This is a genomic window from Pseudomonas sp. GW821-FHT01C01 (assembly GCF_059422645.1).
The window spans coordinates 18204-41938 of sequence record NZ_JBWKXF010000007.1 but is presented as its reverse complement, the minus strand read 5'-3'; the positions used below and the strand labels follow the sequence as shown (position 1 = coordinate 41938).

The following is a 23735-nucleotide window of genomic DNA, read 5'->3' as shown; positions in this document are numbered from 1 at the left end:
ACTCCTAAACGTTTGGGTCACGCTTTAACTGCGCCAATACACTGAACGGGTTGGACCGCGTTACCTCGTCCTCGCTCGGTTCGGGCTCATCTGCTCCCGCCGGCTGCTGGCATTCTTCCGGATGATGAGCAGGCACAATGGGCAAGGCGAGCAGAAGCTCCTCCTCGATCAGTGACTGCAGATCCAAAGGATCTTCGCCCAGTTCCAGCACGTCATAACCTTTCGGCAACGACTGGGTATTCGCACCCTCCTTCACCACAGCGTAACTGCATTCGCTGTGGATCGGCAGGGTGACCAGCTCAAGACAACGCTGGCAAACCATTTTGACTTCAGTGTCGATAAAGCTGTGGATGACCACAGATTTACGTTCATCTCGTTCAAAAACGAATTTAGCCTGCACCGTACCGACATTGTCGGAAAGCGGGTCGCAGAGTCTCTCCAAATCGGCCAGCAGCATTTCACCTTGAAGGGTGGTGCCACGATCAGCCAATTTGCGCGGGTCAACGTGAGGTGGAATCGGGTCATTCAACATAGGCGCAGCATTATAGGGATGCACCCGCCCATGTCAAAGGAAATTCAGCCCTGTCCGTCACTTGGAAGCCTCGCTAGAATTCGCACCTGCCTTCTGGAGATGCGCATGCTGCCTTTATTACTTGCTTCTGGCTCGGTCTATCGCCGGGAATTACTGACCCGCTTGCAGCTGCCTTTCACTTGCAGCTCGCCGGATATCGACGAAAGCCATCGCCCGGGCGAATCCGCCATCGAACTGGTCAAGCGCCTCGCCGAAGAGAAAGCACGCGCCCTGGCCGATAGCCATACCGCTCATCTGATAATCGGCTCCGATCAGGTCGCCGTGCTGGGAGACCGGATTATCGGCAAGCCCCACACGCTCGAAAAAGCCCGCGAGCAACTGCTGGCCTCCAGCGGTGCCAGCGTGACCTTCCTGACCGGCCTGGCCCTGTTCAACAGCCAGACCGGGCACTGCCAGGTCGATTGCGTGCCTTTCACCGTACACATGCGCACACTCGACGTGACCCGCATCGAACGCTACCTGCACGCCGAGCAACCCTACGATTGCGCTGGCAGCTTCAAGGCCGAGGGCCTGGGGGTAAGCCTGTTTCAAAGCACCGAAGGCCCGGACGCTACCAGCCTCGTCGGCCTGCCCTTGATTCGCCTCGTGGACATGCTGCTCGCCGAAGGCGTACGAATCCCCTGATCACGACAAGCATGTAGCAGCTGGCGAAGCCTGCGTTCGAGTGCGCAGCGCTCGCAATTCCGGTGCGCGATTCGCCTGTAAGGTCGCGGTGGATGTCTTGGCGAGCGCTGCGCACTCGAACGCAGGCTTCGCCAGCTGCTACAGAGACTGCGCTCAAACGAAAAAAACCGGCCACTTGGGCCGGTTTCTCTACACGATGAAAATCAGCGCAACGACGGACCGTTAAAACCCATCCACATCGCCAAATGCTCAGCCACGCTGGCACCGAGCTTTTTCGAGAAGCGATCGAATGGCGACTCCTGAACGGTAAAGTCCACCAACTCTTTCTCGCCGATCACATCCCGCGCAACCGAACTGGCATTACCCAGCCCATCGATCAATCCCAGTGGCAGCGCCTGCTCGCCCGACCAGACCAGACCGGAAAACAGCTCCGGATGCTCCTTGTCCTTCAGGCGATCGCCACGCCCTTGCTTGACGCTATTGATGAACTGCTTGTGAGTCGTATCGAGCACGCCCTGCCAGAAGGCGGTTTCTTCCGGCTTCTCTGGCTGAAACGGATCGAGGAACGACTTGTGCTCGCCCGAGGTGTAAGTGCGACGCTCGACGCCCAGCTTCTCCATGGTGCCGACAAAGCCATAGCCTGCCGCCGTCACACCAATGGAGCCGACCAGGCTCGCCTTGTCGGCGTAGATCTGGTCCGCCGCGCTGGCGATGTAGTAAGCACCGGAAGCCCCCAGATCGGAAATGACCGCGTACAACTTGATGTCCGGATGCAAGCCGCGCAGACGACGGATCTCGTCATAGACATAACCCGACTGCACCGGACTGCCGCCCGGACTGTTGATGCGCAGGATGACGCCCTTGACCTTCTCGTCCTCGAAAGCCGCGCGCAGGCTGCCAACGATATTGTCTGCGCTGGCCGGCTCCTTGTCGGCAATCATGCCCGTTACATCAATCAGCGCCGTGTAATGGTCGCTGCGGGTAGCGGCTTTTTCCATATCCATCAGCGGCGAAAACAGAACAATTGCGCCGAGCAGATACACAAAAGTCAGAAGCTTGAAGAATATTCCCCAGCGACGGGACCGACGTTGCTCCTGCACGCCGGCCAGCAGCGTTTTTTCCAGCAGCTTCCAGCTTTTGTCGTCACCGCTCTCTGCGCTCACCTTGGCGGGCGCCTTCCATTCGTCGGTCATGCCATCCACCCCAAAAACAACCGGTTAAGCCCGCTGACTCAGCCAGGCATGCAATTCAGAAAAATGGTCGATGGCCAGTTGCGGTTCATACAACTTCAACGCATCGATCGATTGAGCGCCATAACTGACGGCGACCGAACCCATGCCGGCGTTGCGCGCCATCTGCAAATCAAAGGACGAATCACCGACCATCAGTGCCTGCTCCGGGCGAACCTCGCAATGCGCGAGAATTTGCTCGAGCATCAGCGGATGGGGCTTGCTGGCGGTCTCGTCAGCGGCGCGGGTGATATCGAAGTAATTCTCCCAGCCATGGGACTTCAACACCCGATCCAGCCCGCGACGGGCCTTGCCGGTCGCCACAGCCAGATGATACCCCTCGGCACGAAATGCCTCGAGCGACTCGACCACCCCCTCGAACAACGGCGAAGGCACAGCCTCCGACGCGATGTAATGTTCGGCATAGTGCTCGCGGAACGCGATCAACTCGGCGTCACCAATCTCGGGATACAGGGTGCGGATCGCTTCCGGCAAGCCCAGGCCGATGATGCCTTTCACGGCAAAATCATCGCGCAACTCAAATCCGGAGCGCTGCGAGGCAACATGCATCGCCTCGACAATCCGGCCGATGGAGTCGGCCAGCGTGCCGTCCCAATCGAAGATCAGCAGCTTGTAATCAGATGGGCGCACTCAATCGCTCCACAGTCTTGGCCCACATTTCGTCGACCGGCGCCTGCAACTTCAGCTCGCCGCCATCAGGCAACGGCACGGTCAGCATGTAGGCATGCAGGAACAGGCGCTTGCCGCCCAGATCGCGGATTTCCTTGCTGAAACCTTCATCGCCATACTTGGTGTCGCCAGCGATGCAATGCCCGGCGTGCAAGGTATGGACGCGGATCTGGTGAGTCCGGCCGGTAATCGGCTTGGCTTCGATCAGGGTGGCAAAGTCGCCGAAGCGGCGCAGGACCTTGAACACGGTCACGGACTCCTTCCCCTCCTCCTCGTCGACCTCGACCATGCGCTCGCCGGAGCGCAGATTGCTCTTGCCCAGCGACGCACGGACTTGCTTGATCGAACTCGCCCAGTTGCCGCGGACCAGCGCCATGTAGCGCTTGTCGACGCCATCACCGCGCAACGCGGTGTGCAAGTGGCGCAACATGCTGCGCTTCTTGGCGATCATCAACAGGCCGGACGTATCACGATCGAGACGGTGAACCAGTTCGAGCTCTTTGCAATCGGGGCGCAACTGACGAAAGGCTTCGATCACCCCGAAAGTCAGGCCGCTACCGCCGTGAACCGCAATGCCGGCGGGCTTGTTGATCACGATCAGCGCCTTGTCTTCAAAGACAATCGAGGCTTCGAGCCGCTGCAGCAGGCCTTGTGCCAGCGGCACCGGCTCGTCGCGCTCAGGCACGCGAACCGGCGGCACGCGCACGATATCGCCCGCCTGCAGCTTGTACTCGGGCTTGATCCGACCTTTGTTCACGCGCACTTCGCCCTTGCGCAAAATGCGGTAAATCAAGGTCTTGGGCACGCCTTTGAGTCGGGCGAGAAGGAAATTATCAATACGTTGGCCGGCATATTCCGGCGAGACCTCAAGCAGTTGTACGCCTGGAGTCGGGGGGGTAGTCGTCGTCATGGCGCGGATGATAACAATTTTTTATGGAATTGAAGCACTTAATCATTGCTGCTATAGTCGCGAACGTCGCCAAAAGCGGCCTGGACAGCGGACCAACGGTCAAAAACCGGCCCTGACCAACGCAATTCACCAGGACGCGAGGCCGTCCTACGGGGCTTTCGCTACGTAACGGTGGAGTTTGCAGGTGTAACGAGCGCAGGTGACATGAGGCCTGAATCACGCCACAAAGCAGAGTTTTTACTCGTTTTGCGAGCCATATTCACGGCCAGTTCACAAAGTGCAGTCAGTTGCGAATGACCCCGAGCGAAAGCATCGGAAACAACGCCTAAATTAGCCATGATGCGTGACCTCCCCTTTCGGAGCTCACGGTAAATGCCAACCCGCTGCGGATTCTGCGCGCGGCAGCACCCGAATTATCAGGGATACGTGTAGGGTGGAGATGCACAACCGCCGGACTGTGTAGCAACAGGCTTTATCAAGACGCTTCATCTCGTCCACAGCCGCTGGTTGATTCCTCCTCCTGACTGAGTGCTTAAGTAGCCACAGCAAGCAGGACGCGTACGTCGCGATGAAGGCCCACATTGGCCGGACTTCGCTGGACACGGGAAATGGCCAACCACTCCCGACGCACCTGACACCGACCGTGAGAAGTCGTGTGTGCCGAACGCCGTTTCCGGCAGCCCGGAAACCGACGGTACTACATGAAAAGAATGCTGATTAACGCAACTCAACCCGAAGAGTTGCGTGTTGCACTGGTAGATGGCCAGCGCCTCTACGACCTGGACATCGAATCCGGTGCACGCGAGCAGAAGAAGGCCAACATCTATAAAGGCCGGATTACTCGCATCGAACCAAGCCTTGAGGCTGCCTTTGTCGATTTCGGCTCTGAGCGCCACGGCTTCCTGCCCCTCAAAGAAATCTCCCGCGAATACTTCAAGAAAGCCCCGGAAGGTCGCGTCAACATCAAGGACGTCCTGAGCGAAGGCCAGGAAGTCATCGTTCAGGTCGAAAAGGAAGAACGTGGCAACAAGGGCGCCGCCCTGACCACCTTCATCAGCCTGGCCGGTCGTTACCTGGTGCTGATGCCGAACAACCCGCGTGCCGGCGGTATCTCCCGTCGCATCGAAGGCGAAGAGCGCAATGAACTGCGTGAAGCCCTGAACGGCCTGGTTGCCCCGGCCGACATGGGTCTGATCGTGCGCACCGCCGGCCTGGGTCGCAGCAGCGAAGAAATGCAGTGGGACCTCGACTACCTGCTGCAACTGTGGACCGCTATCAAGGAAGCCTCGCTGGATCGCGCCGCGCCGTTCCTGATCTACCAGGAAAGCAACGTGATCATCCGCGCGATCCGCGACTACCTGCGCCAGGATATCGGCGAAGTGCTGATCGACAGCGTTGAAGCCCAGGACGAAGCCCTGACCTTCATCCGTCAGGTGATGCCGCAGTACGCCAGCAAGATCAAGCTGTACGAAGACAGCGTTCCGCTGTTCAACCGTTTCCAGATCGAAAGCCAGATCGAAACCGCGTTCCAGCGCGTGGTCGAACTGCCTTCCGGCGGTTCCATCGTGATCGATCCGACCGAAGCCCTGGTGTCCATCGACATCAACTCGGCGCGCGCCACCAAAGGCAGCGACATCGAAGAAACCGCGCTGCAAACCAACCTTGAAGCCGCCGAAGAAATCGCCCGTCAGTTGCGCCTGCGCGACATCGGCGGCCTGATCGTCATCGACTTCATCGACATGACCCCTGCCAAGAACCAGCGCGCCGTGGAAGAGAAAGTCCGCGAATGCCTGGAAGCCGACCGCGCTCGCGTGCAAGTCGGTCGCATCTCGCGCTTCGGCCTGCTGGAAATGTCCCGTCAGCGCCTGCGTCCGTCCCTGGGCGAAAGCAGCGGCATCGTCTGCCCGCGTTGCAACGGCACCGGCATCATCCGTGACGTTGAATCGCTGTCCCTGGCGATCCTGCGCCTGATCGAAGAAGAAGCCCTGAAAGACCGTACCGCCGAAGTTCGTGCACAAGTGCCGATCCCGGTGGCCGCGTTCCTGCTCAACGAAAAACGCAACTCGATCACCAAGATCGAACTGCGCACCCGCGCCCGTATCGTCATCCTGCCGAACGATCACCTCGAAACGCCGCACTTCGAAGTGCAGCGCCTGCGTGACGACAGCCCGGAAGCCGCGACCAACCAGTCCAGCTACGAAATCGCCGCTGCCGCTGCCGAAGTCGAAGAAGTCCAGCCAGCCGCTGCGACCCGCACCCTGGTACGCCAGGAAGCGGCGGTCAAGACCGCTCCGGCCCGCGCCAACGCTCCGGTTCCGACCGAAGTTGCCGCTCCAGCCCCTGCCCCGGTTGCCGTGCCAGAGCCAAGCCTGTTCAAAGGCCTGGTGAAATCGCTGGTGAGCCTGTTCGCCACCAAGGAAGAGCCTGTTGCGCCGGTTGTGGTTGAAAAACCTGCCGCCGAACGTCCGGCCCGCAACGAAGAGCGTCGCAACGGTCGCCAGCAGAGCCGCAACCGCAACGTTCGCCGCGATGAAGAGCGCAAGCCTCGCGAAGAGCGTGCACCGCGTGAAGAACGCGCACCACGTGAACCACGTGAGGAACGTCAGCCACGCGAAGTGCGCGAGCCTCGCGAGTCCCGTGAAGAAACGCCGGCAGTCGCCCGCGAAGAACGCGCACCACGCGCTCCTCGTGAAGAACGTGCACCGCGCGCTCCGCGTGAAGATCGCAAGCCACGTGGCGAGCGCGAAGAACGCGTTCGTGAACTGCGCGAGCCTCTGGATGCCGCTCCGGCCGCCGCTGCTACCGCTGAAGAGCGTCCAGCTCGCCAGCCACGTGAAGAGCGCGCTCCACGCCCACCGCGTGAAGAGCGTCAGCCACGTGCCGAACAAGCTGTCGCAGCCGCTGCCGAAGAAGAACTGACCACCAACGAAGAGCAACTGCAGGAAGACGGTCAGGAAAACGCCGAAGGCGATCGTCCACGCCGCCGCTCCCGTGGCCAGCGTCGTCGCAGCAACCGTCGCGAGCGTCAGCGTGATGCCAACGGCAACGTGATCGAAGGTTCGGAAGAGTCCGAGTCCGGCGAAAACGCCGAAGCACCAAGCGTTGCCGATCTGGCCGCCGGCCTGGCTGTTACCGCAGCCGTTGCCAGCAGCGTGATCAGCGCTCCGGCTGAAGCAGAAGCCAACGTGCAAGCCGAACGCGCCACTGCCGCTACCCTGGAAACTGCTGCAGTCGAAGCGCCAGTCGTTGAAGCGACCACGCCGGTCGAAATCACCGCGTCGCCGGAAATCGAAGTGGCGCCAGCGTCCGAGGCACAGCCTGCCGTTGAAGCAGCTGCCGAGCCGGCTCCAGTGGTTGCAGAAGCCGTCGTCGAAACCGTGACCGAAACCGTTCGCGAAGTACGTGAAGAGCAAACGGCGTTCAACTGGGTGGCCGAGCCAGCCGTCGCTGAAACCGCTGCACCAGCCGCTGAAGCCGAAGTGGCTGAAGCCATGGTTTCCGAGCCGGTGGTTGCCGCTGCAGAACCGGCTCCAGCGCCGGTGGTTGAAGCGCCAGTCGTTGAAGCACCGGTAGTTGCCGAAGCGCCTGCACCTGCACCGGTAGTCGAGGCGGCTCCTGTCAGCGCCCTGACGCCAAGCGGCCGCGCGCCTAACGACCCACGTGAAGTGCGTCGTCGCAAGCGTGAAGCCGAGCGTCTGCAGAAGGAAGCCGAACTGGCTGCCGCTGCTGCTCCGGCTGAAGCGGTTGTCGCTGCCGAGCCTGCACCGGTTGCTGCTGAAGTAGTTGAGGCAGCTCCTGCCCCGGCCGCAGAAGTCGCTGCCGAGCCGGTCGAGTCGGTGATCCACGAAGCGCCGCGCTCCGTTCAGGACGCGGTAGAGCAACACGAACAAGCCCTGGAAAAAGAGCACGAGCCTAAACCTCTCGTCTGATTCCATCGGCCATGAAAAAGCCCCGCCTGGTGATCCCAGGCGGGGCTTTTTTTATGCCTCATCATCACACTACCCTTTGTGGGAGCGGGCTTGCTCGCGAAGGCGGTGGATCATCCAACATCTCAGTTGACTGCCAGGCCGCCTTCGCGAGCAAGCCCGCTCCCACAGGGGGATCACCTCCGGAACTACCTGAACTCCAACGCCTCAGGCACATCCACATCCCACAACACACCGGGATCATCCACGGCCACTTCAACCACCCGCCCTTGGGCAAACAGCGGTTTCGCGCCACGATCCCCCGATAACGCCATCAACCCCGCCGCGAAGTCCCGCCCGAACCCGACCGGATGCCCGTACTCACCGCCCTGCACTGGCACGCTAATACTGTGATCGCTGATACCCGCCAACACTTTCTCGATACTGGAGGCCAGGATGAACGGCATATCCCCCAGCACCATCAGCCAGCCATCAAGTTGCTTGCAGGCAGCGACTCCAGCGGCAATGCTGTCACCCATTCCCGTCGACTCGATCAGTACAATCTCGCAGCCATAGGCCTTAGCCATGCGCATCGCCTGTGGGCGGTCAGCGGTCGTCACCAGTACGCGCTTGTCCAGAGCGACCGGCAGGTTGACCAACGTGTGCTCGATCACGGACCGCACCGCGCCGTCACGCCCGGTGCAATCAACCAGCAATTTATCCTTTTCGGCGCCCGCCACCTGACGAAACCGGCTGCCCTGCCCCGCCGCCAACACGATGACGCCGATGGACTCGCTCATACGCTCTCCTGCAGGTTTTTTTTCTGTTTCAGCTCGACGCCATTTTTCACCGCCACGATTTCCGCCATGAGCGACAAGGCGATTTCCGCTGGATTATGACTGCCAATATGCAAACCGATCGGACCATGCAAACGGTCAATCGCCGGTTGCGCCAAACCCAGTTGAGCCAGGTTTTCCCGGCGCTTCTGGCTGTTGACTCGCGACCCCAGCGCTCCAACGTAAAAGGCTTTGGAATCCAGGGCCGTGAGCAACGCCATGTCGTCCAGACGCGGATCATGGGTCAAGGCAACGATGGCCGTGCGTTCATCGGTCTGGATATTCAACACCGCCTCATCCGGCATGCCCGAAACGAATCGTCCGTGCTGCTCCTCCCAGCCGTAAACGAACTCAGTACGCGGATCGCAAATCAGTACCTCGAAATCCAGCAGGCGGGCCATTTCGGCAACATAGCGCGACAGCTGCCCTGCACCGATCAGCAGCAAGCGCCAGCGTGGGCCATAGATTGCATACAAGGTCTGTCCGTCGAACGTCAACATGTCAGTTTTGCTGGCCGGCTGCAAAAGCACTTCGCCGGTGGCCAGGTTCAGTACACGCGCGACGATTTCATGGGCCTCACAACGGGCGAGCAATTGCTCGACCCAATCCCCATCGTCGATGCGTTCCTCGGTCAGGCGCAAGGTGCCGCCGCAGGGCAAGCCGAAACGTGCAGCTTCCTCGCGGGTCACGCCGTACGTGATCAGTTGCACCGGCGGCCCGTCAAGCGCAAGTCGGCCATCGTGCAGCCGGGCGATCAAGTCATCCTCGACACACCCGCCTGAGACCGAACCAATCACCATGCCGTCTTCACGCAAGGCCAGCATGGCACCGGGTGCCCGGGGCGCAGTGCCCCAGGTTTCGACCACGCTGTACAACACCACCCGCTGACCGGCGCGATGCCATTGCAGCACACTGCGCAGGACGTTCAGATCGGCGCTGTCCATCAGGCTTCGGCCTTCTGCCAGCCCGACAGCTGATAACGAACCGGCAGATTGCGGATGCGTTTGCCGGTGGCAGCAAAGATCGCATTGCACAGCGCTGGCGCAATCGGTGGCACGCCCGGTTCACCGACACCACCCAAAGGAACATTGCCCGGCGGCGTCACCAGATGCACGGCTACTTCTTTCGGCGCCAGGGACATGCGTGCCACTTCGTACATGTGGAAGTTATCCTGCTGCACTTTGCCGTCCTTGAAGCTGATTTCCCCCAGCACCGCATTCCCCAGGCCCATGACGCAGGCGCCCTCGAACTGCGCACGAATCCGCTCGGGGTTGATCTGCGGCCCGCAATCGACGGCGATGTCGGCCTTGTGCACCACCAGCGTGCCGTCGTCTTTGACCTCCACCTCGATCATTGCCGCCACATACGTCACGAAGCTGTAATGCACCGCCAGGCCCAGGCCGCGCCCCTTGGGCAGCTCGCGCCCCCAACCGGCGGCTTTGGCGGCGGTCTCCAGTACTGTGCGCAGGCGTGCGGTGTCGATCGGATAACGCTCGGGGGATTCGCCGTAGTTCCACTCTTCACTCAAGGTTCGCGGATCGATCTGACGGTCCGGACCGAGCAATCTGATCTGGTACTTGAGCGGATCTTCCCCGGCCTTGTGCGCCAGTTCATCGATAAAACTCTGGATCGCGAAGCCATGGGGAATGTTTGACACCGAGCGATACCAACCAACCCGGGTATGCACCGTTGCCTCGGGGTTTTCCAGGCGAATGTTGGGGATCGCATACGCCATGTTGGTGAATCCCATGCCCAGCTCGAACGCCGCCTCATGGTTCATGCCCGGCGCGAACAACGCGGTGATGCTCGGGGCCACCGTACGGTGCAACCAGCCGGACGGCAGGCCATCCTTGTTCAGACTGGCCTTGAGGTACTCGGCCGACACGGTGTGGAAGTAGGAACAGTGGATGTCGTCTTCGCGGGTCCATTGCACCCGCACCGCTTTGCCGGGGAATTCCTTGGCGAGGACGGCGGCTTCGATGATGAAGTCAGGCTTGGACTTGCGCCCGAACCCGCCACCCAGCAGGGTCACGTTGAACGTGACATTGTCGAACGGCAGACCCAGGCGTTCACCGATCCGTTCCCGCGTGACCTGCGGCGCCTGGCTTGGCCCCCAGGCTTCGCACGCTCCGTCCTTGAATCGCGCAATGGCGACCATCGGTTCCATCGGCGACTGTGACAAATGCGGCAAGTAGTAGGAGGCTTCCAGCGTGCTATCGGCGCTGGACATGGCCTCGTCGATGTTGCCGGTATTACGCACCACCTTGCCGGGCTTGAGCGAGGCCGCTTCGAGCTCCTTGCGATAGGCAATCGAGTCGTAACTGGCGTTGGGGCCGTCATCCCACTCGATTTTCAGCGCCTCGCGCCCCTTGATCGCCGCCCAGGTATTGCTCGCCACCACGGCAATGCCACCCAGGGGCTGGAACTCCGAAGGCAACGGACGGCTTTCGATCTGCACTACCTTGACCACGCCGGGGACTTTCATCGCCGCGCTGCCATCGAAGCTTTTGACTTTGCCGCCATACACCGCAGGCCGCGCAATGGTGGCATAGAGCATGCCTTCGAAATGTACGTCGGCACCGTAGATCGCACGACCGTTGACGATGTCTTCACCGTCGATGGCCTTGGTGCCTTCCTTGCCGATGTAGCGGAATTCGGAAGGTTGCTTGAGCCTCAGGCTGTCACGCGCCGGTACGGCCAAAGCGCCGGCAGCGGCGGCCAACGCTCCATAGCCCAGTTCGCGGCCCGACGGTTTATGAATGACTTTATGCAGTTGCGCATGGCACTCGCCGACCGACACTTTCCACTGGTCAGCGGCGGCTTGTTCCAACATGGCTCGTGCAGCGGCCCCGCAACGGCGCATCGGTTCATACCAGTGGCGCATGCTACGCGAGCCGTCAGTGTCCTGGTTACCGAAGCGCACTTCATCACCGGGGGCCTGCTGCACCTTGACCATCGCCCAATCGGCTTCCAGCTCATCGGCCACCACCATGGTCAGACTGGTGCGCACGCCCTGGCCCATCTCCGAGCGGTTACAGATCACGGTCACCGTGCCATCGGCGGCGATGCTCACATAGACCTTGGGATCATCAACCCAGCCGTGGGGCATGCCGTCAGCGCCGAACTTTTTCTCTTTCTCTTCAGCAAATGCGTCTTGCCAGCCCCAGCTCGCCGCCAGCACCAAAGCACTGGTAGCGCCAACCCCTTTAAGGAAGCCCCGGCGACTGAGGTTGCTCAAGGCAAAATCATTCGGTAAATGGCTCATGCCTTGGCCTCCTTCAAGTGAGTGGAAGCCTGGCGGATGGCCGTTTTGATACGGTTATAGGTGCCGCAGCGGCAGATGTTGCCGACCATCGCCTCTTCGATCTGCTCGTCGCTCGGGTTCGGATTGGTCTTGAGCAGCGCCGTCGCCGACATGATTTGCCCGCCCTGGCAGAAACCGCATTGGGCGACTGCCGTGTCAAGCCAGGCTTGCTGTACGACTTTGCCGATCGGATCGGCGTGCAGGTTGTCGATGGTGCTGACGTTCTGTCCAACGACTGAACCGATGGGCGTGATGCAACTACGTGCCGGAGCCCCTTCGATATGAATGGTGCAGGCCCCGCACAGGCCCATACCGCAGCCGAACTTGGTGCCGTTGTAACCGGCCACGTCGCGGATCGCCCAGAGCAGCGGCATATCCTCGGTCACGTCGAGTTGATGGTCTTGACCATTGAGTTTCAGGGTAATCATGGGCACGCCCGCATAGTTCTTGAGTTATGGGGTCGAGCAATCTGCCGCTGGATCTCGGTGGGTCGCACGCAGATCGACTCAGGCTAATAGGCTCTCTTATGCGGACACAGACGTCTGCACCGGGCCCTTGGTGGAACAAGTGTGTGCATCGTTAGCTGACTAAGTTAACCGAGCATTAACAAAAAAGCCCTGCACAAATGAAGTTGTGCAGGGCTTTTTGATTCGTCTTGAAAGCTTAGCTCAATACCGGTTCGGCTCCATTTCCAGGTCGACATGGAAACGTTCTGAAATGTCTTTCTGGATGCGCTGCGCCAGGTTCAGCAATTGCAGGCCCGTTGCGCTGCCATAGTTGACCAGCACCAGCGCCTGCAGCTTATGAACACCCGCGTCGGCATCGCGAAAACCTTTCCACCCTGCCCGCTCAATCAGCCAACCGGCAGCCAATTTCATCTGGCCATCAGGTTGCGCATAAGCCACCAGGTCCGGGTACTCACCCTTGATTCGTGCGGCCAACGCCGCCGACACCAAGGGATTCTTGAAGAAACTGCCGGCATTGCCGAGTACGGCGGGGTCCGGGAGTTTTTCATTGCGGATGCTGCAAATGGCCTGGCTGACATCGGTGGCGGTCGGATGGTCGATGCCTTGTTCGGTCAGGCGCTGACGTACCGGTCCGTATTCGAGGTGCAAGTGCGCGGCACGGTCGAGGGCGAAACGCACACGCAGGATCAACCAACGCCCCGGTTCCTGCTTGAACAGGCTGTCACGGTAAGCGAAGTTGCACTCTTGCAGTGTGAAGTCGCGCAGTTCACCGCTCTGGCGATCCAGCGCGGTCAGACCGGCAAACACGTCTTTGATCTCGACGCCATAAGCGCCGATGTTTTGCATTGGCGCAGCGCCGACGGTGCCGGGAATCAGGCTGAGGTTTTCCAGACCGGACAACCCCTGGGCCAAGGTGTGTTGCACGAACGGATGCCAAGGCTCACCCGCCTCGGCTTCAATCACCACCTTGCTACCGTCATCGCTCAGCACGCGAATCCCGCGAGTGGCCATGCGCAGCACCAGTGAATCGATATCCGCCGTCAGCAGCAGGTTGCTGCCACCGCCGATCACCAGCACCGGCACCTTATACTCCAGCCCATAGGCCAAGGCTTCACGCACATCGGCGTCGCTATGGGCCTCGGCAAACAGCCGGGCCTGGACATCCACGCCAAAGCTGTTGAACGGCTTGAGCGAAACCTGCGATTGAACCTGCAAACTCATAACCGTCCCTTCAATTCGATCACCAGTAAATCGCTGGCGCGCTCGATCAGGTCCAGTACCTGCTCGAAGCCTTGTTCGCCGTCGTAGTACGGGTCCGGTACTTCATCGACTTCCGACTGGTAACGGCGCAGGAACAAGTCCAACTCAGCCTTGCCCTTGGCCGGTTGCAAGGCCTTGAGGTTGCGCAGGTTGCTGTTGTCCATCGCCAGGATCAGGTCGTACGTGGCGAAATCGGCGCGGGTGACTTGTTGGGCGCGCTGGGCGGACAAGTCATAGCCGCGCAACTTCGCCGCGGCCTGACTGCGCTTGTCCGGCGCCTTGCCGACATGCCAGTCACCGGTGCCGGCGGAAGCGACTTCGACCCGCTCAGCCAGCCCCGCCTCACGCAACTTATGCCGCAGCACGCCTTCGGCCGTGGGAGAGCGGCAGATGTTGCCCAGGCAGACAAACAGAACCCGCATCACGCCTCCAGCAGGCGACGGACGCGCTCAAGGTCTTCAGCCGTATCGACACCGGCTGGCAGCGCGATCAGTGCGTCAGCAACGTGAATGCGCACACCGTGCCACAGGGCTCGCAGCTGTTCCAGGCACTCGGTGTTTTCCAGCCAGCATGGACCCCAGCTGACGAAATCCTGCAGGAAACCGGCGCGGTAGGCATAGATGCCGATATGGCGGCGATACGGCACACCTTCCGGCAACTGCTCACGGTTCACGGCGAATGCGTCCCGCGCCCAGGGCAAAGTGGAACGACTGAACGTCAGCGCCAGGCCATTGAGGTCGCTGACGACCTTGACCACGTTGGGATTGAACAGGGTATCCACGTCTTCGATCGGCTCGGCCAGGGTGGCCATGCGCGCTTCAGCGTGGGCGGCCAGGTTGGCGGCAACCTGATCGATCACGCTCGGCGGGATCAGCGGTTCGTCGCCCTGGACGTTGACTACGATGGCATCGGGCGCCAGGCCCAGCTTCATCGCGACTTCGGCCAGGCGATCGGTGCCGGAATTGTGATCTTCACGGGTCAACACCACTTCGGCACCAAAGCCTTTGCAGGCCTCGATGATGCGCGCGTCGTCGGTGGCCACCACCACCCGCTCGGCGCTGCTCTTGCTCGCCTGTTCCCAGACATGCTGGATCATCGGCTTGCCGCCGATCAGCAGCAGCGGCTTGCCCGGCAGGCGGGTGGAGGCGTAACGCGACGGAATGACAACGGTAAAGGCTGTGGTCATTTGTCCAGGCGCTCGTCGGTGGTCAGGGTGCGTGCTTCGGATTCGAGCATCACCGGGATGCCGTCGCGAATCGGGTAGGCCAGGCCGGCGCCCTTGCTGATCAGCTCGGTCTTGTCGGCGCTGAGTTTGAGTGGGCCTTTGCAGACCGGGCAAGCGAGGATATCGAGCAATTTGGTGTCCATGAGCATTCCCTTGAAAAAACGGATTTAAGGCAACAAACGAGCCGGCAACAGGCGCATCAGCTGTGTGTCGAACCAGGCCACGAAGGCCGGCGACGGCACAGCATCAACCGCCAGATACCACCAATCGGCGGCGGCAAAGGCACGGCATTTCACCGCATCCTTTTCCGTCATCACCAACGGCAATGACGGCGTGAAATTCAAAGCCGCCACGCTGTATTCGGCGTGGTCGGCAAACGCATGCGGAACTGGCTGCCAGTGTAGCGTTTCGAGGGTTTTGAAGAAACGTTGCGGATTGCCGATGCCAGCCACCGCGTGCAGGGCCTGGCCGGAGGGGAAGTGGTCAAGGGGACGCCGTTCACCGCTGCGCAGATTGATCAGCGCGGCAGGTTGCAATTGAAAGGCAAAACCATCCTCGCGGTCAGCCGCGGCACCGTTGTAGAGGACCGCGTCAACGCTTTGCAGGCGCTCGACCGGTTCGCGCAACGGCCCGGCAGGCAGGCAACGGCGGTTGCCCAGGCCGCGGGCGGCGTCGATCAACACCAGTTCCAGGTCGCGGGCCATGCGGTAATGCTGCATGCCGTCGTCGGACAGGATCAGGTCCAGCGGCTCACTGGCCAGCAACGCTTTGACAGCGTTGCTGCGATTGGGGTCGATCATCAACGGCACGCCCGTGCGCTGGACGATCAGCAACGGCTCGTCACCGGCGATGTCGGCGCTCTGCTCGGCCTCGACCCGCCACGGCAACTGCGGCGGCTTGGCGCCGTATCCACGACTGACCACGCCGACCCGCAGGCCGCTGCGCTGACAATGCTGGATCATCCACAGAATCAGCGGCGTCTTGCCAGTACCGCCAACGGTGATGTTGCCAACGACGATCAGTGGCACCGGAGGTTGATAGATCTCGCCCTCACCCGCCAGAAAGCGCTTGCGCTTGTTCATGACCACGCGCCGGTACAGCCACTCCAGTGGCTGCAACAGCTTCAGGGCCGGATGACCTGCGTACCACGCGGCCAGCAATCGATCGGACATGGTCATCAGGGCGCGGGGGGCGCCGCCTCGATCGTGGTCATGCGCAAATGGCTGAAACCGAGTTTGCCGGCGGCGTCCATCGCAGTGATGACCGACTGATGCTGGGATTTGCCATCGGCGCTGATGGACAATGGCAGGTTGGTATCACCATTGGATTCTTTCTGCAGCGCTTCCATCAACGTGGTCAGGTCGCTTTTCGGCAATATATGGTTGTTCACCGAGAACACACCGTCGGCACTGATGGCGATTTCGAGCTGCCGGGTCTGGTCGTCGGCAGATGCGCCACTGACCGCTTCCGGCAGCTCAACGCGCAACTGGGTTTCACGGGTAAAGGTGGTGGTCACCACGAAAAACAGCAGCAGGACAAACACCACGTCGATCAGCGACACGAGGTTGATGTCCACGTTCTCCCGTTGCTTGCGGCGGAATTTCACGCTTTGCCCTCAGCCAGATCAACGTCACGGTCGCCCTGCACCACTTCAACCAGCTTGATGGCTTCCTGCTCCATGCCCACGACGAGTTCATCAATGCGCCGTTGCAGAAACCGGTGGAAGAACACCGACGGGATACCGACGATCAGGCCCGAAGCCGTGGTAATCAAGGCTTTGGAAATACCACCGGCCAGCACTGCGGCGTTGGTCGTCATGCCCGTGCCCATGAACGAACTGAAGATCTCGATCATGCCCAACACGGTACCCAGCAGACCCAGCAACGGCGCCATGGCGGCAATGGTGCCCAGCGCGTTGATGTAGCGCTCCAGCTCGTGGATCACCCGGGCAGCGGCCTCTTCGATGCACTCCTTCATGATCTCGCGACCATGTTTCGAGTTGGCCAGGCCGGCCGCCAGGATCTCGCCCAACGGGGAGTTGGCGCGCAGTTCCTTGAGCTTTTCTTTATTGAGCTGCTTGTCCTTGATCCAGACCCAGACCTGCCCGAGCAAGTGTTCCGGGGTCACGCGGCTGGCTCGCAGTGTCCAGAGGCGTTCGGCGACGATCGCCATGGCCGCGATGGAACTCAGAATGATCGGCAGCATCATCCAGCCGCCGGATTTGACCATTTCCCACACAGTGACAGTCCCCTCGAAAAAGTGCGCCACTCTAACATAGGGGGTGGGCGCACCGAAGACCGTGATGTCGCATCCGGTCGGGCTTTAATAACACTCGGTTATGGGTTCAAGGGCGGCGGATCGCGCCAGAAACGCCGCTCCTGGCGCATTGTCCACGGCGGTTCGAAGCGCCCCAGTTGCAGACGAATGGCACCGTGTTCAGCGCTATCGTAGATCGCCATCCCGCGCTTTTGATAACGCGCCACGACCGTCGGATGCGGATGACCGAAGGCATTGCCCTGGCCGCGCGAGATCAACACCGATCTTGCTTGCAACCCGGCAAGCAAGGCCATGGATGACGAACTGCGACTGCCATGATGCGGCGCCGTCAGCCAATCGGTGGGCACCGCCAATGGGCTGTCGAGCAGAGCTCGTTCGGCGGCAGTGTCGATGTCACCGGTCAGCAGCAAGCGTTCACCTGCGGCTTCTATCTGCAAGACACAGGACCTCTGATTGCGGTCACTGGCGGAAGACCATTGCCACAACCGGAACTGCACGCCATCCCAGGTCCAGCGCTTACCGCTTTCACAGGCCTGGGCCTTCAATTCCAGCGGCAGCGCCAAGGGATCACCGCTTAGCACCTGCTTGATCGGCATTCCCTTGGCGATTGCGCGTGCACCACCGGCATGATCGGCATCGGCGTGGCTGATCAACATGAGATCCAGATTCTCCACACCCAGTTTGCGCAGTGTTGGCAGCACCACGCGCTCTCCCAGGTCGAAATCACGAACGCGCGGGCCAGCATCGTACAGCAGCGTGTGATGGCGGGTGCGCACAAGGACTGCCAGGCCTTGCCCCACGTCCAGTTGCAAGACGTCAGCGATACCCTGCGGCACCATTGGCCGCGGTGGAAAAACCAGCAGCAACAACATCGGCCAGCCCAGCGGCCGCAGCGGCACGCCCCGCGGCAACAGCAGGAAAAATGCGCCCAGCGCGCCAAGTCCCCATACCCACCACGGGATCGCCATCGGTACCCACGCCGGCACCTGCCCTGCCACCAGGGCCAGCCCCCGGAACAGCCAATCGATCAAACCACCGGCCAGCCATAGCAGGCCCACGCCGACATAAGGCACCGGCAACAACAGCGTACCGAGCAAAGCAGGCGGCAATACCAGCAGGCTGATCCACGGCACCGCCCACAGATTGGCCAACGGGCCGCTGATACTGACAGGCAACCCCAGCACCAGCAACAACGGGCACAAACCGATTGCAATCAGCCATTGCGCACGGGTCCAGGTCTGCCACCAGCGCCAAGGGCCCAACCGGCCGCCAAAGGTGAATATCAAGATGGCCACCGCCGCAAAAGACAACCAGAACCCCGGTTGCAGACTCGCCAGCGGGTCCAGTAACAAAACCCCATTGAGCGCCAGCAACAGCGGCCACCAGGCACCGAGATGCCGGAACCGTAGACGCCACAACAACACCAGACCGATCATCAGGCAGGCCCGGCGCACAGGCACATCGAACCCGGCCAGCATCCCGTAACCCAGTGCAGCGGCGAATGCCAGGCCACAGGCCCACGGCAACCACGGCAAACGGCTCGGCCACAGTCCATGGCGGGCCAGTCCTGCAATCAACAGATACACCACCCCGGCCAGCAAACCGATGTGCTGCCCGGAAATGACCAGCAGATGCACCGTGCCGGTGTCCTGCAATACCTGCCAGTCTTCGCGACTCAGTCCGGCGCCGTCCCCGAGTACCAACGCCGTCAACGCGCCGCTTCGCCCTTGGGCATCCACCGCTTGCAAACGCTGACGGATTCCATCGCGCCAGGCCCATTGGGCTTGCGCAAGGCGTTCGCCCTCCTTGACCCTCCCGGTCGCCCCGATGCGTTGTGCCAGCAACCAGGCTTGATAGTCGAAGGCCTGCGGATTGAGGAGCCCGGCCGGGCGCTTCAATTTGACTGCCAGACGCCAGCGCTCGCCACTGTTCACCGGCGGCCCGTCATACCAGGCCAGGCGCAAATGCTTCGGCAGATGAGTGCGGCGGGACTGAGTGTCGGCCAGTTCGAAACGCACCACTGCATCGTCATGCTGGGGCAGCCCCGTGACCCGTCCTTCGACCCAGCGGGTTTCATCGTCCAGCCCCGGAGACAGTCGGTCATCCAGTGCCGACTGGGCATTCGCGCAGGCCCAACTCAAACCGAACAGGTAAAAAGCCACTGGATAGGTCCTGAACGGCAGCAACATCAAACCCGCCAGCGGCATCGCCAACCACAACCAGACCGGCGGCAATGCCGGTAAAAAGCGCAAGGTCAGCAGACCCAACGCCAGCGCCATCATCCCTGTGCGCATAAGCCCGTCCTTGAGAGTCCCCTTCAAGGCTTAGCCCGTCCGTCGCATGGGCGTCGTCAATAATTGTCACAAAGTCTGAATGGGCAGCTTATAGAATCCAGACATACTTGCCGCCTTGACCGACCGAGAAGCCTTATGCCCCGGCGCTTATTCAAACGTTACATGCCAGACCCGATGAGCATCAGGGAACACAAGTCCTTACGCTTTCTCGGCACGCTGTTGCATGACCCGAACCTCTGGCACCTCAATCGCCACTCCGTTGCCCGCGCCATGGCTGTGGGTCTGTTCGCCGCGTTCCTGCCGATCCCGTTGCAGATGCTGCTCGCGGCCATCCTCGCCATTATCGTGCGCGGCAACATGCCGATTGCCGTGAGCCTGGTCTGGCTGACCAACCCGATCACCATGCCCGCCGTATTCTTCTGCACCTACCAGGCCGGCGCCTGGCTGATGGACGTTCCCGCCCGGCAGTTGCCGGACTCGCTGACCTGGGAATGGATCAGCGGCGAAATCTCGACGTTGTGGCAACCGTTCCTGCTGGGTTCAGTCGTGACGGGAGTGGTACTCGGGGCGCTGGCCTACTTCCTGGTGATGATGTACTGGCGCTGGTGGGTGACCCGGCAATGGAAGCGGCGCAAGAAAAGCCGGATGTGAAAATGCAAAACGGCCTCCACTGTGGGAGGCCGTTTTTTTGTGGTGTCTGGGCTGACGCTTTCGCGGGCAAGCCCGCTCCCACAGGGGATCTTCGCTGCAACCCGGATCTGGTGTAGGAGCTGGCTTGCCAGCGAAGGCGTATGTTCAGCCAACAATTTTGTCGACTAAACCGCCGCTTTCGCTGGCAAGCCAGCTCCTACAAGGGTTTGCTGCGGGTCAGGTGCGCATCCCGCGCCCGCTGACCAGCAACCGTGCACAACCGAGATACAGCACCACGGTCGCAACCAGCATGAAGGCAATCGCTACGCTGATCCGGATATCCGATACGCCGAGGATGCCGTAACGGAATGCGTTGACCATGTGCAGCACCGGGTTGGCCAGGGATACGGTCTGCCAGAACGGCGGCAGCAAAGTGATCGAATAAAACACCCCGCCCAGGTAGGTCAGTGGCGTCAGCACGAAGGTCGGGATGATCGAGATGTCATCGAAGTTGCGCGCGAACACCGCGTTGATGAAACCCAGCAACGAGAAGATCGTCGCGGTCAGCACCACCACCAGAATCGTCACCCCCAGGTGATGCACCTGCAAGTGGGTGAAGAACAGCGAAAGCAGGGTCACGATGATCCCCACCATCAACCCGCGCAGCACACCGCCCAAGGTGTAGCCGATCAGAATGGTATGCGGCGACAGCGGCGAGACCATCAGTTCTTCAATGGAACGCTGGAATTTGCTGCCGAAGAAACTCGACACCACGTTGCCGTAGGAGTTGGTGATCACCGACATCATGATCAGCCCCGGCACGATGTACTCCATGTAAGTGAAGCCACCCATGTCGCCGATTTGCCGACCGATCAGATTACCGAAGATCACGAAGTACAGGACCATGGTGATGGCCGGCGGCAGCAAGGTCTGCGGCCAGATCCGGGTGAAACGCCGGACTTCACGGTAAACGATGGTGTTGAGGGCTACGAGGTTGGGGCGCAGCTCGGAACTCATACCGCCACCTTCGACAGATTTTTCTCCACCAGGGACACGAACAACTCCTCGAGGCGATTGGTTTTGTTACGCAGGCTCAGCACTTCGATGCTCTGCTGCGCCAACTGGGTGAACAGCGCCGTGATCCCCATAGACTTGTCCACCTGGACTTCCAGGGTGTGGCTGTCGATCAGCCGGGACGGGTAGCCGAGCAACTGCGGCGCGGCGGGCAGGTCGCCCTTGAGGTCCAGCAAAAAGGTTTCGACATGCAGTTGGCTGAGCAACTGACGCATGCTGGTGTTCTCGACGATGGTGCCATGGTCGATGATGCCGATGTTGCGGCACAACTGCTCAGCCTCTTCCAGGTAATGGGTGGTGAGGATGATGGTGATGCCTTTCTGGTTCAGTTCGGTGAGGAAGCTCCACATCGAGCGACGCAGCTCGATGTCGACCCCGGCAGTCGGTTCGTCGAGGATCAGCAGGCGCGGTTCATGAACCAGTGCGCGGGCGATCATCAGTCGGCGCTTCATGCCGCCGGACAGCGAACGCGATGGCACATCCTTCTTGTCCCACAGGCCGAGTTGGGTCAGGTACTGTTCGGCGCGTTCCTTGGCGATTTTCGCCGGGATGCCGTAGTAACCGGCCTGGGTCACGACGATATCGAAAGTCTTTTCGAACTGGTTGAAGTTGAATTCCTGAGGTACCACGCCGATGGAGCGTTTGAGCTGCGCAGGATTCTTGTCCAGGTCGTGACCGAAGATATTCACCGTGCCGCTGGTCTTGTTCACCAGGGTCGAGAGAATGCCGATGGTCGTGGATTTGCCGGCGCCGTTCGGGCCGAGCAAGGCGAAAAAGTCACCTTCGGCGACATCCAGATCGATACCACTCAGGGCCTGGAAACCGTTGCCGTAGGTTTTGGTTAGCTGCCGGATGGACAGAGCGGAACTCATATCTGATTTACGCACCAAGAAGGGAAGAAAGGATCAAGTAAGGGCGGGCGGCGCGCATTGCAACCACGTCGCAAGAACGCAATGGTGCTTGTCGCCGCCACACAAGTACAGTCAAGTGTGTCGATAGTGAGTATTAAGTCAACGCGGTCATGACGGCTTTCCGGTACGCCGGACGCTGTTTCAACCGTGCGTACCAGGCCTCCAGATGAGGCTGGGGCGCGCGTTCGATAGGCATCTCGAACCAGGCATAAATAAAACTGCCCAGGGGAATATCGCCCATGCCGATCTCGTCTCCGGACAGGTAGGGTTTGTTCGCCAACGCCTGATCGGCCATCGCCAGCAACGTGTCGCATTCCTTGATCGCAGCCTTGATTGCGGGCCAGTCCTGCTGGTCTGCCGGGGTACGCAGCACGCCCCAGAACACGGTGCGGAACGGACCGGCAAAGCTTGAGGTAGTCCAGTCCATCCATTTGTCGGCACTGGCACGGGCTTGCAGATCCGCCGGATACCAGGCCGTACCGTCGGCGTGACGGGCCATCAGGTAACGCACGATGGCGTTGGATTCCCACAGCACGAAGCCATCGTCTTCCATCACCGGCACGCGACCGTTGGGGTTCATCGCGCGGTATTCGGGCGTATCGACGACACCAAAGGCGCCACCGGCATCGATAGTCTCGTAGGCCAGTCCCAGTTCTTCGGCGGCCCACAATGGTTTTCTGACATTCGACGAGTTTTTCCGACCCCAGATCTTCAGCATGACCGCCTCTTTTTCGGTAAGTGGGCAGGCAGCATACGCCGGATCAGGCGCGACTCAAATCGCTCTGCATGTCACCCGACAGCGGTTGCTGCTGTGCACCGAACAGGTGTGGATAGCATTTTTCCAGGTGTTCGAAAAAAAACGCTTCAGGTACGTCGGCGAACTGGCCGTGATCGACGAGGTACTCCATCAGCTTCGCGCCATCGCGGTTGAAAGGATGAAAAACGCTGTCGTTGATCCCGTCGAATTCCAGCGGCGCCACATTGAACAGGTCGCAGAGTTTGCGGTTGAACGCTGGCGTCGCCTTGACCCAGCGATCCTGCAAATAAAACTCGGTGTAGCCGTGCATGGCGAACATGTCGCTCTTGAGCAATTCAAGCAGCCGTGGCGTCGACAAATGATTGCGTACATCCGCCAGGCCGATCCGCGCGGGAATCCCGCAATGCCGCGCTGCACCTGCCAGCAGCGTGGCCTTGGGCACGCAGTAACTCTCCCCGGTCGCCAGCGCATGACTGCCACGCAGGGTCTGTGGATCGCGACTGAATGTGTACGGGTTGTAGCGCACCGCCTCGCGCACGGCGTAATAGAGACTGATCGCTTGCTCGAGCGGATCGCGACTGGCGCCACGGTGTTTTTCGGCGAACTCCACCACGGACGGATGGTCACTATCGATGAAGCGACCGGGACTCAGATACTCGTGCATGAGAAAAATCTCCTGGGGAAGCCCCGAGTCTAACGAGAGCTTCAGCACAGAGATAACGACGTTTCGGCCAAACATGGGCGCTTTGC

23 protein-coding genes are annotated in these 23735 nt (G+C 60.7%); 3 read left to right on the top strand and 20 right to left on the bottom strand.

What is annotated here, in order from left to right; translation table 11 throughout:
- Nucleotides 1–4: 4 nt before the first annotated feature.
- A complete protein-coding gene (locus tag AC07XF_RS06925; RefSeq protein ID WP_007942001.1) occupies nt 5–532 on the bottom strand; it encodes a YceD family protein in 528 nt (175 codons plus the stop codon).
- A 105-nt stretch (nt 533–637) separates the two neighbouring features.
- Between AC07XF_RS06925 and AC07XF_RS06920 the strand changes: the two genes are divergently transcribed.
- Nucleotides 638–1216 carry a Maf family protein gene (locus AC07XF_RS06920; protein WP_495025926.1) on the top strand — a complete coding sequence of 193 codons (579 nt, stop codon included), beginning with the start codon at nt 638–640 and terminating at the stop codon, nt 1214–1216.
- Between the two features lie 203 nt (nt 1217–1419).
- Here AC07XF_RS06920 and AC07XF_RS06915 read toward each other — a convergent pair whose 3' ends face one another.
- Genes AC07XF_RS06915 through rluC form a run of 3 tightly spaced genes read right to left on the bottom strand, consistent with a single transcriptional unit; the run spans nt 1420 to nt 4045 of the window.
- Nucleotides 1420–2409 carry a S49 family peptidase gene (locus tag AC07XF_RS06915; RefSeq protein WP_495025925.1) on the bottom strand — a complete coding sequence of 330 codons (990 nt, stop codon included), beginning with the start codon at nt 2407–2409 and terminating at the stop codon, nt 1420–1422.
- 24 nt (nt 2410–2433) lie between these two features.
- Nucleotides 2434–3096 (bottom strand): HAD-IA family hydrolase, encoded by a 663-nt coding sequence (locus AC07XF_RS06910; protein ID WP_495025924.1) that lies wholly within the window; start codon nt 3094–3096, stop codon nt 2434–2436.
- On the bottom strand, nt 3083–4045 hold the full coding sequence (rluC, locus tag AC07XF_RS06905; RefSeq protein ID WP_007977058.1) for a 23S rRNA pseudouridine(955/2504/2580) synthase RluC: 963 nt from the start codon (nt 4043–4045) through the stop codon (nt 3083–3085). The genes AC07XF_RS06910 and rluC overlap by 14 nt, the downstream gene beginning before the upstream one ends.
- 701 nt (nt 4046–4746) lie before the next feature.
- On the opposite strand from rluC, the gene rne reads away from it, so the two are divergent.
- A complete protein-coding gene (gene rne / locus AC07XF_RS06900) occupies nt 4747–7974 on the top strand; it encodes a ribonuclease E (protein WP_495025923.1) in 3228 nt (1075 codons plus the stop codon).
- 185 nt (nt 7975–8159) lie between these two features.
- On the opposite strand, the gene AC07XF_RS06895 is transcribed toward rne, so the two are convergent.
- From AC07XF_RS06895 to AC07XF_RS06840, 12 genes are all read right to left on the bottom strand, one after another.
- Nucleotides 8160–8750, bottom strand: coding sequence for a nucleotidyltransferase family protein (locus AC07XF_RS06895; protein ID WP_495025922.1), 591 nt, complete (start codon nt 8748–8750; stop codon nt 8160–8162).
- Nucleotides 8747–9730 carry an XdhC family protein gene (locus tag AC07XF_RS06890; RefSeq protein ID WP_495025921.1) on the bottom strand — a complete coding sequence of 328 codons (984 nt, stop codon included), beginning with the start codon at nt 9728–9730 and terminating at the stop codon, nt 8747–8749. The genes AC07XF_RS06895 and AC07XF_RS06890 overlap by 4 nt, the downstream gene beginning before the upstream one ends.
- Nucleotides 9730–12051, bottom strand: coding sequence for a xanthine dehydrogenase family protein molybdopterin-binding subunit (locus AC07XF_RS06885; protein ID WP_495025920.1), 2322 nt, complete (start codon nt 12049–12051; stop codon nt 9730–9732). The genes AC07XF_RS06890 and AC07XF_RS06885 overlap by 1 nt, the downstream gene beginning before the upstream one ends.
- Complete coding sequence (locus AC07XF_RS06880) at nt 12048–12518, bottom strand: (2Fe-2S)-binding protein (protein WP_008046998.1); 471 nt, start codon at nt 12516–12518, stop codon at nt 12048–12050. The genes AC07XF_RS06885 and AC07XF_RS06880 overlap by 4 nt, the downstream gene beginning before the upstream one ends.
- Before the next feature lie 240 nt (nt 12519–12758).
- The gene (gene murB / locus AC07XF_RS06875) at nt 12759–13778 is read right to left on the bottom strand and encodes a UDP-N-acetylmuramate dehydrogenase (protein WP_495025919.1); all 1020 of its coding nucleotides are present in this window, start codon (nt 13776–13778) and stop codon (nt 12759–12761) included.
- Nucleotides 13775–14239: a low molecular weight protein-tyrosine-phosphatase gene (locus tag AC07XF_RS06870; protein WP_495025918.1), complete on the bottom strand. Its 465-nt coding sequence runs from the start codon at nt 14237–14239 to the stop codon at nt 13775–13777. Before AC07XF_RS06870 ends, murB begins: the two co-directional genes overlap by 4 nt.
- Complete coding sequence (gene kdsB / locus AC07XF_RS06865; protein ID WP_495025917.1) at nt 14239–15003, bottom strand: 3-deoxy-manno-octulosonate cytidylyltransferase; 765 nt, start codon at nt 15001–15003, stop codon at nt 14239–14241. Before kdsB ends, AC07XF_RS06870 begins: the two co-directional genes overlap by 1 nt.
- Complete coding sequence (locus tag AC07XF_RS06860) at nt 15000–15185, bottom strand: Trm112 family protein (RefSeq protein ID WP_003179363.1); 186 nt, start codon at nt 15183–15185, stop codon at nt 15000–15002. The genes kdsB and AC07XF_RS06860 overlap by 4 nt, the downstream gene beginning before the upstream one ends.
- Nucleotides 15186–15209: 24 nt before the next feature.
- Nucleotides 15210–16220 carry a tetraacyldisaccharide 4'-kinase gene (lpxK, locus tag AC07XF_RS06855; protein ID WP_495025916.1) on the bottom strand — a complete coding sequence of 337 codons (1011 nt, stop codon included), beginning with the start codon at nt 16218–16220 and terminating at the stop codon, nt 15210–15212.
- Nucleotides 16220–16648 carry an ExbD/TolR family protein gene (locus AC07XF_RS06850; RefSeq protein ID WP_495025915.1) on the bottom strand — a complete coding sequence of 143 codons (429 nt, stop codon included), beginning with the start codon at nt 16646–16648 and terminating at the stop codon, nt 16220–16222. The genes lpxK and AC07XF_RS06850 overlap by 1 nt, the downstream gene beginning before the upstream one ends.
- Entirely contained in the window at nt 16645–17280 is a 636-nt protein-coding gene (locus AC07XF_RS06845) for a MotA/TolQ/ExbB proton channel family protein (RefSeq protein ID WP_495025914.1), read from the bottom strand. Before AC07XF_RS06845 ends, AC07XF_RS06850 begins: the two co-directional genes overlap by 4 nt.
- Before the next feature lie 98 nt (nt 17281–17378).
- The gene (locus AC07XF_RS06840) at nt 17379–19613 is read right to left on the bottom strand and encodes a DNA internalization-related competence protein ComEC/Rec2 (protein ID WP_495025913.1); all 2235 of its coding nucleotides are present in this window, start codon (nt 19611–19613) and stop codon (nt 17379–17381) included.
- 135 nt (nt 19614–19748) lie between these two features.
- Between AC07XF_RS06840 and AC07XF_RS06835 the strand changes: the two genes are divergently transcribed.
- The gene (locus tag AC07XF_RS06835; RefSeq protein ID WP_495025912.1) at nt 19749–20264 is read left to right on the top strand and encodes a DUF2062 domain-containing protein; all 516 of its coding nucleotides are present in this window, start codon (nt 19749–19751) and stop codon (nt 20262–20264) included.
- 216 nt (nt 20265–20480) lie between these two features.
- Here AC07XF_RS06835 and AC07XF_RS06830 read toward each other — a convergent pair whose 3' ends face one another.
- From AC07XF_RS06830 to AC07XF_RS06815, 4 genes are all read right to left on the bottom strand, one after another.
- Nucleotides 20481–21260, bottom strand: coding sequence for an ABC transporter permease (locus AC07XF_RS06830; protein WP_007996641.1), 780 nt, complete (start codon nt 21258–21260; stop codon nt 20481–20483).
- Entirely contained in the window at nt 21257–22189 is a 933-nt protein-coding gene (locus tag AC07XF_RS06825) for an ABC transporter ATP-binding protein (protein WP_495025911.1), read from the bottom strand. Before AC07XF_RS06825 ends, AC07XF_RS06830 begins: the two co-directional genes overlap by 4 nt.
- A 133-nt stretch (nt 22190–22322) precedes the next feature.
- Nucleotides 22323–22946 carry a glutathione S-transferase family protein gene (locus tag AC07XF_RS06820; RefSeq protein WP_495025910.1) on the bottom strand — a complete coding sequence of 208 codons (624 nt, stop codon included), beginning with the start codon at nt 22944–22946 and terminating at the stop codon, nt 22323–22325.
- 43 nt (nt 22947–22989) lie between these two features.
- Complete coding sequence (locus tag AC07XF_RS06815) at nt 22990–23649, bottom strand: transglutaminase-like domain-containing protein (protein WP_495025909.1); 660 nt, start codon at nt 23647–23649, stop codon at nt 22990–22992.
- Between the last annotated feature and the right edge of the window lie 86 nt (nt 23650–23735).

What these genes read in the sequence shown, in the direction of transcription:
- AC07XF_RS06920 (WP_495025926.1), top strand. Translation starts at nt 638, where the DNA reads ATGCTGCCTTTATTACTTGCTTCTGGCTCGGTCTATCGCCGGGAATTA.
- AC07XF_RS06870 (WP_495025918.1), bottom strand. Translation starts at nt 14,239, where the DNA reads ATGCGGGTTCTGTTTGTCTGCCTGGGCAACATCTGCCGCTCTCCCACG.
- AC07XF_RS06890 (WP_495025921.1), bottom strand. Translation starts at nt 9,730, where the DNA reads ATGGACAGCGCCGATCTGAACGTCCTGCGCAGTGTGCTGCAATGGCAT.
- AC07XF_RS06925 (WP_007942001.1), bottom strand. Translation starts at nt 532, where the DNA reads ATGTTGAATGACCCGATTCCACCTCACGTTGACCCGCGCAAATTGGCT.
- AC07XF_RS06880 (WP_008046998.1), bottom strand. Translation starts at nt 12,518, where the DNA reads ATGATTACCCTGAAACTCAATGGTCAAGACCATCAACTCGACGTGACC.
- AC07XF_RS06830 (WP_007996641.1), bottom strand. Translation starts at nt 21,260, where the DNA reads ATGAGTTCCGAGCTGCGCCCCAACCTCGTAGCCCTCAACACCATCGTT.
- AC07XF_RS06840 (WP_495025913.1), bottom strand. Translation starts at nt 19,613, where the DNA reads ATGCGCACAGGGATGATGGCGCTGGCGTTGGGTCTGCTGACCTTGCGC.
- lpxK (WP_495025916.1), bottom strand. Translation starts at nt 16,220, where the DNA reads ATGACCATGTCCGATCGATTGCTGGCCGCGTGGTACGCAGGTCATCCG.
- murB (WP_495025919.1), bottom strand. Translation starts at nt 13,778, where the DNA reads ATGAGTTTGCAGGTTCAATCGCAGGTTTCGCTCAAGCCGTTCAACAGC.
- AC07XF_RS06915 (WP_495025925.1), bottom strand. Translation starts at nt 2,409, where the DNA reads ATGACCGACGAATGGAAGGCGCCCGCCAAGGTGAGCGCAGAGAGCGGT.
- AC07XF_RS06885 (WP_495025920.1), bottom strand. Translation starts at nt 12,051, where the DNA reads ATGAGCCATTTACCGAATGATTTTGCCTTGAGCAACCTCAGTCGCCGG.
- rne (WP_495025923.1), top strand. Translation starts at nt 4,747, where the DNA reads ATGAAAAGAATGCTGATTAACGCAACTCAACCCGAAGAGTTGCGTGTT.
- AC07XF_RS06835 (WP_495025912.1), top strand. Translation starts at nt 19,749, where the DNA reads ATGCCCCGGCGCTTATTCAAACGTTACATGCCAGACCCGATGAGCATC.
- AC07XF_RS06895 (WP_495025922.1), bottom strand. Translation starts at nt 8,750, where the DNA reads ATGAGCGAGTCCATCGGCGTCATCGTGTTGGCGGCGGGGCAGGGCAGC.
- AC07XF_RS06860 (WP_003179363.1), bottom strand. Translation starts at nt 15,185, where the DNA reads ATGGACACCAAATTGCTCGATATCCTCGCTTGCCCGGTCTGCAAAGGC.
- AC07XF_RS06820 (WP_495025910.1), bottom strand. Translation starts at nt 22,946, where the DNA reads ATGCTGAAGATCTGGGGTCGGAAAAACTCGTCGAATGTCAGAAAACCA.
- rluC (WP_007977058.1), bottom strand. Translation starts at nt 4,045, where the DNA reads ATGACGACGACTACCCCCCCGACTCCAGGCGTACAACTGCTTGAGGTC.
- AC07XF_RS06815 (WP_495025909.1), bottom strand. Translation starts at nt 23,649, where the DNA reads ATGCACGAGTATCTGAGTCCCGGTCGCTTCATCGATAGTGACCATCCG.
- kdsB (WP_495025917.1), bottom strand. Translation starts at nt 15,003, where the DNA reads ATGACCACAGCCTTTACCGTTGTCATTCCGTCGCGTTACGCCTCCACC.
- AC07XF_RS06825 (WP_495025911.1), bottom strand. Translation starts at nt 22,189, where the DNA reads ATGAGTTCCGCTCTGTCCATCCGGCAGCTAACCAAAACCTACGGCAAC.